Source organism: Cognatiyoonia sp. (assembly GCF_965661665.1).
Taxonomy (GTDB): Bacteria; Pseudomonadota; Alphaproteobacteria; order Rhodobacterales; family Rhodobacteraceae; genus Cognatiyoonia.
Genome location: NZ_CBFIEO010000001.1, coordinates 80,270 through 95,429 on the forward strand (window position 1 = coordinate 80,270; position 15,160 = coordinate 95,429).

General features: G+C 53.6%; 13 protein-coding genes. 4 read left to right on the forward strand and 9 right to left on the reverse strand.

The genetic code is table 11. The features are described from left to right. Positions 1–94: 94 nt before the first annotated feature. The 7 genes from trxA to regB form a co-directional block, all read right to left on the reverse strand. On the reverse strand, positions 95–415 hold the full coding sequence (gene trxA, locus ACTF5F_RS00420; RefSeq protein ID WP_438954905.1) for a thioredoxin: 321 nt from the start codon (positions 413–415) through the stop codon (positions 95–97). Between the two features lie 57 nt (positions 416–472). Continuing rightward, complete coding sequence (addA, locus tag ACTF5F_RS00425; RefSeq protein ID WP_438954906.1) at positions 473–3,838, reverse strand: double-strand break repair helicase AddA; 3,366 nt, start codon at positions 3,836–3,838, stop codon at positions 473–475. Then, entirely contained in the window at positions 3,835–6,762 is a 2,928-nt protein-coding gene (addB, locus tag ACTF5F_RS00430) for a double-strand break repair protein AddB (RefSeq protein ID WP_438954907.1), read from the reverse strand. Before addB ends, addA begins: the two co-directional genes overlap by 4 nt. After that, positions 6,763–7,443 carry a nucleotidyltransferase family protein gene (locus ACTF5F_RS00435; protein ID WP_438954908.1) on the reverse strand — a complete coding sequence of 227 codons (681 nt, stop codon included), beginning with the start codon at positions 7,441–7,443 and terminating at the stop codon, positions 6,763–6,765. It abuts the gene before it with no gap. Beyond that, entirely contained in the window at positions 7,440–8,336 is an 897-nt protein-coding gene (locus ACTF5F_RS00440) for a phosphotransferase (RefSeq protein ID WP_438954909.1), read from the reverse strand. The genes ACTF5F_RS00435 and ACTF5F_RS00440 overlap by 4 nt, the downstream gene beginning before the upstream one ends. 55 nt (positions 8,337–8,391) lie before the next feature. After that, a complete protein-coding gene (gene tsaE / locus ACTF5F_RS00445; protein WP_438954910.1) occupies positions 8,392–8,856 on the reverse strand; it encodes a tRNA (adenosine(37)-N6)-threonylcarbamoyltransferase complex ATPase subunit type 1 TsaE in 465 nt (154 codons plus the stop codon). A 453-nt stretch (positions 8,857–9,309) separates the two neighbouring features. Then, the gene (gene regB, locus ACTF5F_RS00450) at positions 9,310–10,695 is read right to left on the reverse strand and encodes a sensor histidine kinase RegB (protein ID WP_438954911.1); all 1,386 of its coding nucleotides are present in this window, start codon (positions 10,693–10,695) and stop codon (positions 9,310–9,312) included. A gap of 84 nt (positions 10,696–10,779) precedes the next feature. Between regB and ACTF5F_RS00455 the strand changes: the two genes are divergently transcribed. Together ACTF5F_RS00455 and ACTF5F_RS00460 are read left to right on the forward strand one after the other, a co-directional pair. Next, positions 10,780–11,382: an SCO family protein gene (locus tag ACTF5F_RS00455; protein WP_438954912.1), complete on the forward strand. Its 603-nt coding sequence runs from the start codon at positions 10,780–10,782 to the stop codon at positions 11,380–11,382. A 54-nt stretch (positions 11,383–11,436) separates the two neighbouring features. After that, positions 11,437–11,988 carry an ActR/PrrA/RegA family redox response regulator transcription factor gene (locus ACTF5F_RS00460; RefSeq protein WP_438954913.1) on the forward strand — a complete coding sequence of 184 codons (552 nt, stop codon included), beginning with the start codon at positions 11,437–11,439 and terminating at the stop codon, positions 11,986–11,988. Here ACTF5F_RS00460 and ACTF5F_RS00465 read toward each other — a convergent pair. Together ACTF5F_RS00465 and ACTF5F_RS00470 are read right to left on the reverse strand one after the other, a co-directional pair. Next, entirely contained in the window at positions 11,985–12,455 is a 471-nt protein-coding gene (locus ACTF5F_RS00465) for a GNAT family N-acetyltransferase (RefSeq protein WP_438954914.1), read from the reverse strand. The genes ACTF5F_RS00460 and ACTF5F_RS00465 overlap by 4 nt on opposite strands. Continuing rightward, positions 12,455–13,045 (reverse strand): YfbR-like 5'-deoxynucleotidase, encoded by a 591-nt coding sequence (locus ACTF5F_RS00470; RefSeq protein ID WP_438954915.1) that lies wholly within the window; start codon positions 13,043–13,045, stop codon positions 12,455–12,457. The genes ACTF5F_RS00465 and ACTF5F_RS00470 overlap by 1 nt, the downstream gene beginning before the upstream one ends. 103 nt (positions 13,046–13,148) lie before the next feature. Here ACTF5F_RS00470 and ahcY point away from each other — a divergent pair, with 103 nt between their 5' ends. Further along, positions 13,149–14,537, forward strand: coding sequence for an adenosylhomocysteinase (gene ahcY / locus ACTF5F_RS00475; protein ID WP_438954916.1), 1,389 nt, complete (start codon positions 13,149–13,151; stop codon positions 14,535–14,537). A 156-nt stretch (positions 14,538–14,693) separates the two neighbouring features. Continuing rightward, positions 14,694–15,035: an extensin family protein gene (locus tag ACTF5F_RS00480; RefSeq protein WP_438954917.1), complete on the forward strand. Its 342-nt coding sequence runs from the start codon at positions 14,694–14,696 to the stop codon at positions 15,033–15,035. Positions 15,036–15,160: the final 125 nt, after the last annotated feature.

Here is a 15,160-nt window from a genome sequence, read left to right on the forward strand (position 1 = left end):
TTGGTGAGTTATATGGAGATCACCACCCACAACAGCAAGGTGCAACAAAAAAGGGGCGCTGTGAGCGCCCCTTTCGATCAATGTCGTGAAATTGCTAGATGGATTCTTCAATCCAGCCTTGAAGCGCTGCTTTTGGCGCAGCCCCCGCACGGTTTGACACCACTTCACCACCTTTGAACAGGAAGAGCGCTGGAATACCTCGCACACCCATCTGTGCAGGTGAATTTGGGTTCTCGTCCACGTTCACTTTGACGATCTTGACCTTGCCGCCCATTTCTTCGGACAGCTCTTCAAGCGCTGGGCCGATCTGTTTGCAGGGGCCACACCACTCTGCCCAAAAATCGACGACAACGGGAATGTCGGACTGGCGCACTTCGGCGTCGAATGTTGCATCTGATACTGCGACTGTAGCCATTGTGGCCTCCATTACGAATTCTTCGAGAACGGAAGGTATGAACGACGCATCAGTTGGTCAAGGCACGTTCACGCGGGAGAGAGCCTTTGAAACAAGATCGTCAGGTAAAATCATCACCTCACCCGTCTTCGTCCAAAGAAGGCCAGTAGTGATCGCATGTTTCGGGTAGATTTGTTTAAGTGCTGCGGAGTATGCGCCCATTTGGCGGAGCAAGCCTTCGGGAACCTCATTAGGGCTTTGCGGCACCGTTGCGTTCGTTTTGAAATCAATTGCGGTTACGGACGTATCGGTCACGATCAATCGGTCGATGAAGCCAAGGATTTTTCTGTTGTCCAGTTCTGGCAGCTCCGCTGTTATGGGCACTTCTGCCAGCGCCTCTGGTGCGAAAACCCAATTGAGGTTTTTGTCTGCGAGCAAATCAAGAACTATGGCTGAGGACGGCTCATCAAACAAATGCCCGTCTGGATGAGATTGAATCAACCGGTTTGACAAATTCTGACGCTGTTCCACGGCAACTGATGGCAGATGTTCCAAAAGCGTGTGGATCACACGCCCACGAGCCATACCATTTTCTATATCGAAGACTTCTCCAGGAAGGGCTTTCGCACCGCCTAGATCAGACGGGGAGAGTGGGGCGAGGTTCAGGGGTTCCGCTGGTGTTGCGAAAGTTAGGGCTGAGATGGGAGAGGTGCTGGTTGTGGCCGAAGTCTGGCTCTGCACAGTGGGCCATGTGTCTGTTTCAAACCTCTGAAACTCCAAGCCATCTGAAGTGCAGTCGACTTTCCCCATATGCGCCATCGTGGCTTCAGCGATTTTGAACCAGCTTTCGCCGTCCTTCCCGACGTCGCCCGCACCGCAAAGAATCAGCCAATTCTCTGCCCGCGTCATGGCAACATAGAGAAGGCGCATCCGCTCCGCTTCTTGGCGTTCCTTCATCTCCTCCATTGCATCAAAGATAGCCTTAGGGGCAGTGTCTTTGCTGGTTTTTATGAAGGCGGAGCCATTGATGGTGACGACACCTTCTTTGACTTGGTTCTTGCGTTTGCCTGTGTCTGGCAGAATGACAATCGGGGCTTCCAAACCTTTGGCACCGTGCACTGTCATCACACGGATTTCGTCTGATTGGCTGTCCATCTGGCGTTTGATTTTGGCCGCTTCAACTTCCGTCCAGCAGAGGAAGCCAGTTAAGCTAGGCGTGCCGTTGGATTCGTATTTGAGCGCCTGCGCCAACAGCGCATCAATCCCGTCCGCGGCTTCCATCCCAAGGCGTGACAACAGTTTCTCACGCCCCTTGTGTTTGGTCAGAAGACGTTCGATCAGTTCGTAGGGACGAAGGAAGTCAGACTTTGAACGGAGGTCATTGAGAACCTCAAGCGTTTGAGGGTGCGTGTCGCTGTCGCGCAGGGCCTGCCACAGATAATCCTCCGTCCGGTGATAGGCGAGCCCGTAAAGGTCTGCCTCGCTCCATCCGAAGAGAGGAGATTTGAGCGCCGAGGCCAGTGACAAGCTGTCTTCTGGCAAGGCCAGAAAGCTCAGGACGGCGAGGATGTCTTTCACAGCAAGTTCCGCGGTCAGTTCAAGCCGGTCAGCACCTGCAATTCTGAGCCCCCTTGATTTGCAAGCGCGAATGATTTCGGTGAAAAGTTCGGATCGCCGCTGGACCAAGATGAGGAAGTCACCCTCCGTGATCTTTCGTCCGACAAAATCGCCGGAGGCAGGATCGCGCTTTGGCAAGCTCTCGTGACACATCATATGTTGGATTTGGCCCGCGATCCGCTCCGCCAATTGCACGGTGTGGTGGGTGTCCTGAAGTTGGTCGATTGGATTGAACCACTCGCCGTCCCCGTCATTGTCTTTCATCGCCTCGATATGCGGCCAAAGGTCGACCCGTCCCGGCATGTCATGATGAAACGGGAGATGTATGGCGCTGCCGCCGATTGCAGTCCCAAGGTCACCGATAAAGACCTGATCGACAAATCTCAGGATTGCCGCAGCGGAGCGGAAGGAGTGTTGAAGCGTTGGTGTCGCCAGATTCTGTTGGGCATTGACCAAGGCCTGATTGAAGTGCGCTTGCATTCGGTCAAACTCACGCGGGTCAGCCCCTTGGAACGAATAGATCGATTGCTTTTTGTCACCGACGACAAAGATCGTGCGGGCGATGTTACCGCGCGCGGATTGGCCAGAGGTGAATTCCTCAGTAAGTGCGCGGATGACTGCCCATTGCGGGGGGCTGGTGTCTTGGGCTTCGTCCACAAGCAGGTGGTCGATCCCACCATCAATGCGGAACAACACCCATTGCGCGACCTTGGGGTCTTGAAAAAGGGCCAGCGCCTTTGTGATCAGATCATCAAAGTCGAGGAGGCCTAGCGCGAGTTTTTTTGCGGCGTAGGATTTGCAGAAAAGCTCACCAAAATGGTGGAGCGCATCGGCCCGCTCGAACGCTTGCAGGGCAAGCTGGTGATCGCGGGCTGCTTCGACGGCTTTCATGAACGAATTGAGCTCATCCATGAGGTCGGGATGGGCTTTTTGCGTAGCAACATTGGGAAGGGAACCAACTTTTGCGCCAAAGGGTCGTTTTGTTTTCGGACCAAACAGAACAACAGACCCCAACCTTTCAAGGAGAGATGTGCTCGGCACCTCTGCCACCAATGGAGCAATCTTTTGTGCCGTGTCTTGTTCCTTTGGTGAACCGCTCTGCATCGCCACGCAAACCCGTTTCAGCATATTGTCCCAACCGGGCGTGAATACTGATTGAAGCAGGCTATGTACTGTGACCGATGCGGGAAGATTGAGGATGCCTTTGGTCTTCACCGGATCGAACAGCACACGAAACACCTCGGCATTCTTCAGGATAGAAGCCAGCATCGGCTCAAGATCGCTGCCCCCGAAATGGAACAGGAAATCCCGAAAAACCTGCGCCTTTGGTCCATCTGAGATTTCGTCTAAGACTTCCGATTGGAGCGCTTTGGCGGACACCTCATCCAGTTCTTTGAACTGCGGGCTGATATGGGCTTCCAGGGGGAAGCGGCGCAAGATGCTTGAGCAGAACGAATGGATCGTTTGGATCTTCAAACCGCCCGGCGTTTCAATTGCGCGGGCAAAAAGCCGGCGCGCGGTTGGCAGGCTCACTTGCCCTGTGCGGTCTTCGACCCCCAGCTCATCCAGATCGTTACGGAGTTCGGCGTCAGACAGCATTGACCACTTGCCCAATCGCCGGAACAAGCGGTTTTGCATCTCGGATGCTGCGGCTTTCGTATATGTCAGGCAGAGGACGTTTTGCGGATCGACACCGTCCAGCAACAAACGGGCCACGCGGTCGGTCAGAACCCGCGTCTTGCCCGAACCGGCATTCGCGGTCAGCCATGTGTTTAACTGCGGATCAGCAGCATCAACTTGGGTTTGTGTGGCATCATTCCGGATCATGCGACGTCCTCAGATGAAGCATCATCACTCGGACCCCATTCGCCGAAGCGGGACAGATGATCATAGGCGCTGAAGGCATCTTTCTTCAGCATCGCCATCCGCGCGGTGTAGCCACGGCTTTGATCGCGCCAGTTTTCGATGAGTGCTTTGAAATCCTCGATCACTTGCGCTGGGCTGACCTCATTAAGCGGCGCATCAACAATCTTCATGTCCTTTTTGATGCCGAGGAATTGCGCCTTCTGCACAGACTGGGCCGCAATACCGGAAAACGCACCAAGCTCCATCATGGCGGCTTCGAGGAGCAACTGTTTGTCGAAAATCATTTGCTGTTTTTTGGTCGGTGGCTCACCAGTCTTGTAGTCGTAGATGATCGCCCCACTTTCGGCTAGATCAATCCGGTCTGCCTCACAGGTGAGTGTGAATTCAGGGTTCGTGAGTTTGAGCCGACCCTTCGTTTCCGTCCCGATATTCTTGGCCTCACTCTGGCGCTGTTGTTCGGCGGCAATGAACAGGGGGGTGACCTTGGCAAAGTCTGTCTGCCAGCGCACGCGGATCGCTGGCCAAGGGCATTCCCCTGCAATCAATTTCTCACCAAGGCTTATGAGCGTCGGTTCTGCTGAAGGATTGAAAACGTCTGCCTTGCTTTCGATGAAGAGCTGTAAAATTTTGTGATAGAGGATGCCTTTCAGCTGATATTCCTGCTTTTGCGCAAGCGTGTTGAGTTCCGGCAAATTGAGCAGTTTCTTCGCGTAGATCGCATAGGGGTCGCGGATCAGCGTCTTGATTTGTGTCACTGAAAGCTGAGTTGGTCGATGATTGGTTGGTGGTCTTGGGGATGGACGGTGGGCGGCGTCAATCTTGGATGATTGGTCCAATTGCGCCGATGCACAGTCTGCCCAGACCTGACCACGCGCACGCATCGCCCTCAATGCCTCTGGACCATTGGTTTCTGAAAGCCCCTCGAGCAAATTCGTCAAGCGATTGACCCAGCGGGAGGGAACCGTTTCGGACTCATCGTTGCGGATCGAGCGTGAGATCATCACCACCCTTGCGCCCATGCCCTGTTGAAAATCATGCGCGGACAGGCCGACTTGGCGTTCGGGTGACAGCAGGCCGGCGTTCTGTCTCAGCTGTCTGTTTAGCCAAGGATCAGGGTTCGAGGATTGCGGCCAAATCCCTTCATTCAGGCCGCCAAGGATAACAAGATCTGTCGTGTTCACGCGCGACTCGAGCGTTCCAAGGATTAGAATGTCGGAACGGCCTGTGTCCGGATTGCGGACGGTTTCCTTTGAGAAGACGTTGGAAAACAGCGCTGCATAATCCCGCTTACTGAGCGGTCCGGCATTGCCAATATTCGCCCTAAGATTGGCACACTGCTTCTGTGCTTCGCGACCTTCGGCCTTGTCCCAAAGCTCACCGCTCTCTGTCCCTTCAGGACCGGCGCAAATGCGTTCGGTCAGTGCGATGTGGGTGTTGAGCAGTTCCTCCGCATCTTGGACCTCGTGGTCTTCGACGAAGAAAACGGACAGTAACCAATCGGACCATTCGCGTACTGGCTTGCCGCCTTGATCCTTCTCTGTCGTCCACTCTTCAATGATCTCCCGATTGACCAAAACTTTTCCCGTCTTGCGCAGCCTGAGTTCCAACTCTCGGGTCCAAAGAAGATGGTTGCCCCTTGGCGCGCCGGTGTGTGTGAGCGGGTGTTTTAAGGTGGTGAGGAGGAGTTCCGCCGTTAAATCAGAGACCAGAAGATCAGCGACGTGACCAAAGAGGCGCCCCGGCGGCGTGAGATGAAGCGGCACTCCTGCACTGTCGTCGGCCACAACTTTCCATCGGTCCAGCGCGGCAGCGACCTGCCGTGTCAGAACTCGGTTCGGGGAGATTAACGCCGCCGTTTGTCCATCGGTGATGGCTTGCATGAGGCGCAGCGCAATGGCTTCTGCTTCCACCTTTGGCGTTGGCGCTTCAAGAAGTGAGATATTGCTGGTGCACGCAAGCAGATCACCCAAGTTTGGACCGTCTTCGCGCCACCCATCCGTCACGGGCGCTGGTCGTAACGCGAGGGAGACAAGCTCGTTTTGGGTTGCGTGATTGACTGCCTGCGATGCCCAAGGCCGGACGTCACTTGGCTCGATCCCTAAAGACAGCAACAGCTTCCAAAACCTGAACTGAGGGTGGTCTTCCTGATCCGGCTGTCTGTCGGTCGCGCTCAGACTTTTCCAAATATTGAACGGCATATGCTGGTCAAATCCAGGGAGGATGACACCGCAATTATCCAGACGCGCCACGGCCCGCATCAAATTCCGCGTCGGCGTTCGGGAGCCGGTCGACCCCACAACAAAGACTGGGAACTTCGGTGGTAAATTTTGCCACTCGCCTATTTGCTGTGCCACTGCTTTGGACAATCGATGATCTGGCGTCGCCAAAGTGCTGGCATAGGGCGCGATGATCTTCAGGAACTCTAGCGTTCGCTTCCAATGCCCCGATTGGTCCATCACATCCAGCTCGGCGATCTGGTCAAATGTCACCTCTTCCGCGGCCATTTCATTGACCAACTCAATCAATGAATCCGCCAAAGCAAAAACCGACGATCGCGGGGCAAGCTCTGGCGCGGCATCGAGAAGACCCGCAATGATCTTTGCGATTTCCAGTTTCATGGCGAGCGGTGATTGCACCGCGTCCCCCGCGCCGTCATCGTTGGCGAGGTCTGTAATCAATCGGATGCATGGCAAGAGCATTGCACCAGATGCCGCAAATGCGTCCTGAAGCCTTTTGCGCATCCGCGAAGTGTTCACAAAGATGACGGATTGTGCACGCTCGTGCGGGGAAAGATTGATCGTCGCTTTCAGGAAGCCGTTAACAAACGCGCCGCCAACATCGACACCGGGTGGCAGTCCATAAATGTTCGGCGCGCGGGTCATCATCTATGTGGACTGCTCCAACAACTCTTCTGCAATTTCAATGGCGCCCGGCCATCCGACATCGCACCACTGGCCGGAATAAATGGCTCCGTAAAGCGTGCCCTTTTCAAGCATCATTTCCCAAATCTTATTGGTGGAAAAGACATCTTTTGGATGGGCTTCGAACACCTCCGTCCGAATGATCTGAAGCCCCGTGTAGATGCTTGACGTACCACGCTTCAGACGACCAGAATCGTCTATGTCAAAGTCGCCGGCGCCCTTATGCCCTGCAGCGCGATCTGCTGGGACAAGAAGCAAGAGACCATCCATTTCCCCAGACCAGTGGGGCACCAAGGTATCGACAGGGTTTGGTCCTACCCAAACGGCGTCGGAATTGAGTGTGATGACCGTGTCACTGGCAAGCAATGCACGCGCATGTTTGAGCCCGCCGCCAGTTTCTTTCAATGTCTCTTCGTAGGAGAAAGTGACCTTACGATCAAAGTCTAGAGACTGAATCTGATCGGCGAGGTAATGTGTGTTTATAACGACGTGTTTGACGTGGTCGGATCTAAGCGCATTTATTGCGTGCTCCACAAGCATTTCGCCGCCAACGATGATCAGAGGCTTGGGCCTGTCGTCGGTCAGCGGCCTCATCCGCGTTCCAATCCCAGCGGCATAGAGGAGGGCGGGAAAACGCGTAGTCATTTTTTGTGCGCATCCAGCGGGAAGTGCGTTCTGATGACGTCCGTCATAGGCGCCCAACAAAGTCTTTCCGTGTCCTCATGAACCATGCGCAGCACGCGCGATTGAAACTGAAGGTATCGCCTCTTCTGCGGGTTCAGCGCGAGGCGTGCAAAGATGCCGAGGATTTTCAAATTCCGCTGTAGGGCAAGACAATGGAACTGCGGCTGAAATTCAGCACTCAAATTATGGTCCGCAACATATCTGGCTGTCATCGCCACCGTGAGGGTATCGCTCAAATCCCGTCTGGCATCGCGGAGGAGGGAAACAAGATCATACCCCTTGGGCGCAAGTACAGCGTCTTGAAAATCCAACACACCGATACGGTCAAGACCAGCCTGATCAGGCCGCCAGATTGCATTCTCAACATGATAATCCCGAAGAGCAAAAGTGTAGTCTGTCGCGCAGAACAGCCCATATGCCTCAGTCATGAGGTCCGCCAATGGTTGTGTCAGCGTGGGGTCTCTCAAATAGAAATCTGCTGTAACAGCCAGGGCGTCGCCCGCCTCTTTTGCATCCAGAACCGGAAGGTCAGGGGCTGTGATCGTCTCCGTCAGAAGTAAGAGGTCTGTCAGTGCCTCATATACCTCAATTTCATCGTCTGGGTGTACATCAAGGTGGGCCTTCGCTGTCTTGTAGCCCAAGTCGGATATTAGCAGGAAACCCTGATCCAAATTCTTTCCGACGACCTCCGGCGCGACAATGCCTTTTTCCAAGAGCTTATCTGACAGCACCACAAATTCTGGTGTACCCAGCGATTTGTCAGGTGGCGCATCCATCAAGAGAAGCGCTTGCTCGTTTGTGTGTTGTAAACGGTGATACGTGCGTTCGGAGGCATCAGATGGCAGCGCTGCCAAGGGGCAATCCCCATAGCCTGCCCTGGCCAAAAACGCTTGTCTTTCGTCCGCTCGACTAGACATTAAGATCGCCCAGTCGCTTAGCCCATTTCGCAGAGCCTGAGAAAGAAAACCGGCGCTTGTCCCCTACCAGCGAAATGGAAAGCTCAAGCGCATCAGACGGTTTCAAATCTCCCAGCCGATCGGGCCACTCCACAAGCACGACCGCGTCCTTAAAAGCTGCATCCAAGCCAAGTTCAAGAATGTCGTCAGGTCCGCCCAAACGATAAAGATCGCAATGCCATATCTCGATGTCATCGGCGTCGTAGGTCTGGACAATGGTGAAGGTTGGTGATGGGACGTCTGTGGCGGGGCCACATCGCGCTTTGATCAATGCACGGCCGAACGCTGTCTTTCCTGCACCAATATCACCCTCAAGCAATATGGTGTCACCTGTGCTTAAGAGTTGGCTGATCTTTGTGGCAAGCTGATCTGTTTCGGCCTCTTCCAAGACCTCGAACGTTTGAATAGCAGGCGACATGCCCTGAAACTACTTGCTCCGCTGAACGCTGCAAGCGGTTATTGAGGGATCTTGATAACTTCTCTTTGCGCGACGCGTGGCAGGCTTTCGATATTCTTCTGTCGTGGTGTCAGTTTCAGAAAGAAATGTCCGTCCGTCGCTTACGTCCGACTGACGGTAAACGCATGGCCGTTAGCGAAGGTAAGAAGCAGTGATTGATTTGAAGGGAGAAGCAGGAAACGTTTCAAAGATACGGCCTGACATCCTGGCAACATCTTTTCTTGGAAGGCGGTATCAAAAATCGCTCATTCGCATCAGAGAATGGTGGATCCAAAATGCGCCACCTCTGAAACACCATGCCAATTGCAAAGCCGCAAAGGACAACCAATGGGATGAGGATTGCAAATGTCATGAAAGACTCACCTATAGCTAAGTGAGTATTGGAAAACTGTCGTTAACCAAGAGTTAACTTGCTTACGGAAGGTTCAGCTGGTTTTCGCCCAAAGCACTGCCCATCGCGCCCTTTCCAAATTCAATCGCGGGTCTTGGCCAACTGACATTGATGATGGCGCCAACATGATCGGACTCGGACTCCGATGACTGACCGTTTGCAAAATTTAAATCGGCGGAGCTGCGCTCCAACAGCGTCTTAGCAATGAAGAGTCCCAAACCCATCCCTTCGTAGGAAGGCCGATTTTCTTGATCCTGTGAAGTTCGCCGCCGTCGCACAAATGGATCACCAATCCGACCAATCACCGAAGCTGGAATACCAGGTCCATCATCGACGATGCGGACATTCAAGCGGTTCTCTGTCCAAGAGATGTCTATCTCCACCCATTCATGGGCAAAGTCCACCGCGTTCTGGATCAAGTTCCGAAGACCATGAATTATTTCAGGCCGACGTAACACAATCGGCTGGGCGAGTGACATGTCATTCTCAGGTGCGATATCAAACAGGATCGTCTTTCCGCGATCCATATGTGGCTCCGCCGCTTCACGAACAACGGCTTCAATAGGTGCGGTCTTCAGATGAGCGTCGTCTTTTCCAGCGCGTCCCATGGAATGTAAAATCTCTCGGCAACGATCAGCTTGTTCCCTAATCAGTTGAACATCTTCGACCATATCGGCATTGCCCTTCAGGTCTTCGACAAGTTCCGTACTGACAAGCTTAATGGTCGCAAGGGGTGTACCCAATTCATGCGCCGCTGCTGCAACAACACCACCAAGGTCGGTCAACTTTTGCTCACGGGACAGCGCAAGTTGCGTCGCCAAAAGCGCATCCCCCATTGCGTGCATTTCGGTCGTGACTTGACGGGCATAGCCAGCTAAAAAGATCACACCAATCATAAGCGCGACCCAGAAGCCAAAGCCGAATATGACAGGCAGTTCCAGCACTTCACCAGTGGATGTCAGAATAGGAATGCTGGTTTGGCTCAGAAATGTGACCGCAATCAAAGCCGCAAACAGCACGAACATCATGCTCCGCCGATGAAGGACAGTCGCAGCAATCGTGACGGGTGCAAGGATCAGCAGCATGAAAGGATTATTGATGCCGCCAGTGAGGTAGAGCAGCAGTGCGAGCTGCACGATATCGAATAGGAGCATGAGAGTCGCCTCACGCTCCGTCAGTCTTCGGTTCTCCGGATAAAGAAAGCTGGAAAAGAGGTTTGCCAGAACAGAGCTGCCAACGACCAAGATCGCTGGCGCAACTTCGATTTGAAGTCCGAAAACGAGAACAGCCACCAATATTGCCGTGATCTGACCAATGATGGCAAACCACCGCAGCGTGACCAAGGTACGCAATCTGACCCAGTTGCTGCGCTGGTTCTTCTGAAATATCTCGTAGGCAGTTTCGGTCATCGCGCCGTTGTGATTGGTGAATTTTGACTGCTTATTGGTATGCGCAGGACGCGATCGGATCAATGCGACGTATGGGAACCTAGTATGGACAAGAAAATAGCAATCCTTTCGGGCACTGCGCTGGGCGCATTGATCCTTGGCACGGCATTCTTTGTTGTGCGCGGGAGCATGGTTGCAGGTGCTTGTTCGGCATCGGTCGTCGCAGGCGGTGATATTGGTGGACCGTTCACCTTGGTATCTGGTGCAGGTGAAACGGTGACAGAAGCCGACGTGATCATCGGCCCAACGCTTCTTTATTTCGGCTACACCTTCTGCCCTGATTTTTGTCCAATGGATGTAGAGCGGAACGCGATTACGACAGATATCTTGGAGGAGAACGGTATCGATCTGACGCCGGTCTTCGTCTCAATCGATCCGGCACGGGATACAGTTGAGGTGGTGGAAGACTATACCAATAACTTCCATTCCAAGATGATTGGCCTCACAGGATCAGATGAGCAGGTCAAAGCGGCAGCAGATGAATATCGGGTGTTCTACAGTCGCGCCGATGAAGATCCAGAGTATTATCTGATGAACCACAGTGTTTTCAGCTACTTGGTCACACCAGAGGACGGCTTCATCGACTTTTTTAAGAGCGACGACTCCCCGCAAGCGGTTGCAGATCGCATCGCTTGCCACGTGGGTTAGGAATATTTGACGCAATCTCCGCTGGCGCTACCTTCGAGAGGTGGAGAAAGCGAAATGATCACCGATACTTTAGACTTAGGCCCTGACCCATCACTCCTTTTGGTTGACGATGATGAGGCATTTGTGCGTCGTCTTGGCAAGGCAATGGAGAAGCGCGGCTTTCAGGTTGAGACAGCGCAGTCAGTATCTGAGGGCAAGACAATCGCAACCGCACGACCTCCTGCCTATGCTGTTGTCGATTTGCGACTGGAGGACGGAAATGGTCTGGATGTCGTCGAAACACTCCGCGCGCGCCGTCCGGAGAGCCGGATTGTGGTTCTCACCGGTTACGGCGCGATTGCGACGGCCGTTGCTGCGGTCAAGATTGGTGCAACCGACTATATGGCGAAGCCTGCTGATGCGACCGATGTTACCAACGCGCTTCTTGCACGGACAGATGAGCTTCCACCGCCACCCGAAAACCCGATGAGTGCTGACCGCGTTCGGTGGGAGCATATCCAGCGGGTATATGAGCTTTGCGATCGCAACGTTTCTGAGACGGCGCGTCGGCTGAACATGCACCGCCGAACACTTCAGCGCATCCTTGCCAAACGCAGCCCACGCTAAAGCGTCAGCCGTTTCACTATTCGATCAACTCTGGTGCCATCATTCCGCGTATGGTCATTCGGGATAATGTGATCATTGATAAATCCCATGCGAGAATAGTATGCGAGGCCAAGCATGTTGTCTGAGGTGATCTTGGCTATGATCGATTTGAACCCGCGCTTTTTTGCCTCAGCAATTGAACCTTCGATCAACGCGCGGCCAACGCCTCGTTTTGGGTTTGCTTGATCTGCAAAGCTACCAATCGATATGACGCCATCACCCACATCAAACATGCCCTGAAAGCCAACAACCTTGCCTCCGGTTTCGGCGACCAAACAAACCTCCGCTTCCTCGCGATAGTGCGCATCAAAATCTTCGACGCTGTACTCCTCCTCGTAGGCTGTTGTGCCGCCCTGACGGATAATGAAGTTCACAATATCTGTGCAAGTGGCCGCATCGCGACGTTCCATCGGTCGAACAGTAAACATCAGAGTGGCTTCAACAACGTCTCATGCATTTCAATGAATTCCTCGCGGACCTCCATTGGTGGTCTGAGTGTCAGAGTCAGCTCTTCAATCAGTTTCGCATCCACCTTTCCGAAGAACTTTGTGGCTTCATTTTCAGAGAACCCCGCAAGCTGTGTCGCTTCCATCCAAGCGCTGATTTTGTCCGCACTTTTGATCTTACGTTTGATCGCTTGGGGGATCTTGGCGGGCAACCCGAACCGAAGATGGATCGCAGTCGCCAATCGTTCATCCAAATCTTCGTATCCTGGCCCGACCGCGGCTTTCACTGGCGAAATCATATCGCCAATCACATACTCTGGCGCATCGTGAAGGAGCGCTGCAAGTATCCATTTCTTCGGAATCTTAGGCTCCATCCGTTTCAGGATTTTAGTGACCAGAATGGAGTGTTCGGCAACCGAATACGCAAAATCGCCTTTCGTTTGACCGTTCCATCGCGCAACGAAAGATAGCCCATGTGCAATATCCTCAATCTCGATATCCATTGGCGTCGGGTCAAGCAGGTCCAGCCTGCGACCAGACAGCATCCTTTGCCATGCTCTTTTCTGCGCCATGCTCGTTCCCAAACGGACCTAAAAGCTCTGCCAATACACCATATTGTCGATACTGCTTACCCGTGTTATCCGCCAGCCAAACATAGCGCAAAGGTGCATGAAAATGACGACTGACTATATTGTCAAAGACATTGAACTCGCGGCATTTGGCAGGAAAGAACTCGACATCGCTGAAACCGAAATGCCGGGCCTGATGGCCATTCGTGCGGAGTATGGGGACAGCAAGCCATTGAAAGGTGCGCGGATTGTTGGGTCGCTCCACATGACGATCCAAACGGCTGTTTTGATTGAGACTTTGGTTGAGCTTGGCGCAGATGTGCGCTGGGCGTCTTGCAACATCTTCTCCACGCAAGACCACGCGGCTGCGGCGATTGCTGCTGGCGGCACGCCTGTTTTTGCGATTAAGGGCCAGACCTTGGTAGAGCATTGGGACTACCTCGATAGATCCTTCATGTTCCCAGACGGTCCAAACTTAATTCTGGACGACGGCGGCGATGCGACACTTTACGTTCTGCTTGGCGCACGTGCCGAAGCTGGTGAAGAGATCATCCCAGTCCCGCAGTCCGAAGAAGAAGCTGTGATCAAAGCGCAGATTGCGAAACGGATGGAAGCGAGCCCGGGCTGGTTCACCAAGACTAAAGAGCAGATCATCGGTGTGTCTGAAGAGACAACAACCGGTGTTCACCGACTCTATGATCTGCACAAGAATGGCCAACTTCCGTTCCCGGCGATCAACGTGAACGATTCTGTCACAAAGTCGAAGTTCGACAATAAGTACGGCTGTAAAGAGTCACTGGTCGACGGCATCCGCCGTGCGACCGACACGATGATGGCCGGTAAAGTTGCGGTTGTGATGGGCTACGGCGACGTGGGCAAAGGCTCCGCCGCTTCCCTGCGTGGCGCAGGTGCGCGCGTGAAAGTCACAGAGGTGGACCCGATCTGTGCATTGCAGGCCGCGATGGACGGTTTTGAAGTTGTCCTGCTCGAAGATGCGTTGGCGGACGCTGACATCTTCATCACGACCACCGGCAACAAGGACGTCATCCGTATCGAGCACATGCGCGAGATGAAGGATATGGCGATCGTCGGGAACATCGGGCACTTCGACAACGAAATCCAAGTCGCTGCACTGAAGAACCACAAGTGGACGAACATCAAAGAGCAGGTGGACATGATCGAGATGCCGAATGGCAATCGTCTGATCCTGCTGTCCGAGGGGCGTCTTTTGAACCTTGGCAACGCAACTGGCCACCCATCTTTTGTGATGTCGGCCTCCTTCACCAACCAAGTGCTGGCGCAGATCGAACTTTGGACCAAGGGCGACGAATATCAGCCTGGCGTCTTTATCCTGCCCAAGCATCTGGATGAGAAAGTGGCGCGCCTGCACCTCGAGCGGATCGGTGCAAAGCTCTCAAAGCTCGACAAAGAGCAAGCCGACTATATTGGCGTCACTGTAGATGGGCCGTTCAAGTCAGAGCATTACCGGTACTAAGTGCCTGACGGAAAGTTTCAGATTGGCCGCATGACGATCGTTCGTGCGGCCTTTTTGTTTGTCATCATACTCCTATGTTGAGCAATCGGTGTCGCGCTCTTTCACCCTGACAGCCATCTGCCAGATGAATGGTATCCGTTTCGACCTTTGAATGTCATGGGTAGGATCACGCCGCTGACAAATTGGAAGCTGTCGAAGGTCCGTGCGAGTCCAGAACTTTGTTTGGCGGTTGTAAGTGCGGCAACCAACATCTCCCCACTGGATGACAAGGTGGAGTCGGAAAACTGTGAGAGCAGCAACCGAGTTTCATTCTCAAGGGTCGGTCAAACGCGGCTCTCTGAACTTGAGACTTCATGTCAAACGATATTGGCCTTGGCTATGTGGGAAAGTCATAGTTTACAGCTCCGCGCCGACGAAATTTTCGGAACCGAAGTCACCCGCATTATGCCCGCGATCAAGATCATCGCCACGAATGCCATGATGTGGGGAGTGGTGTGACGTTCTCTGGCCGACTGTTTTCATCCACTTTGATGTTTGCCGCTTCCACCTATAGTTTTGACAACGCCATGTATTATGCCGCCCCAAACGCAAATCTGGCGATTGCTGCGACGATTACTGAAAGA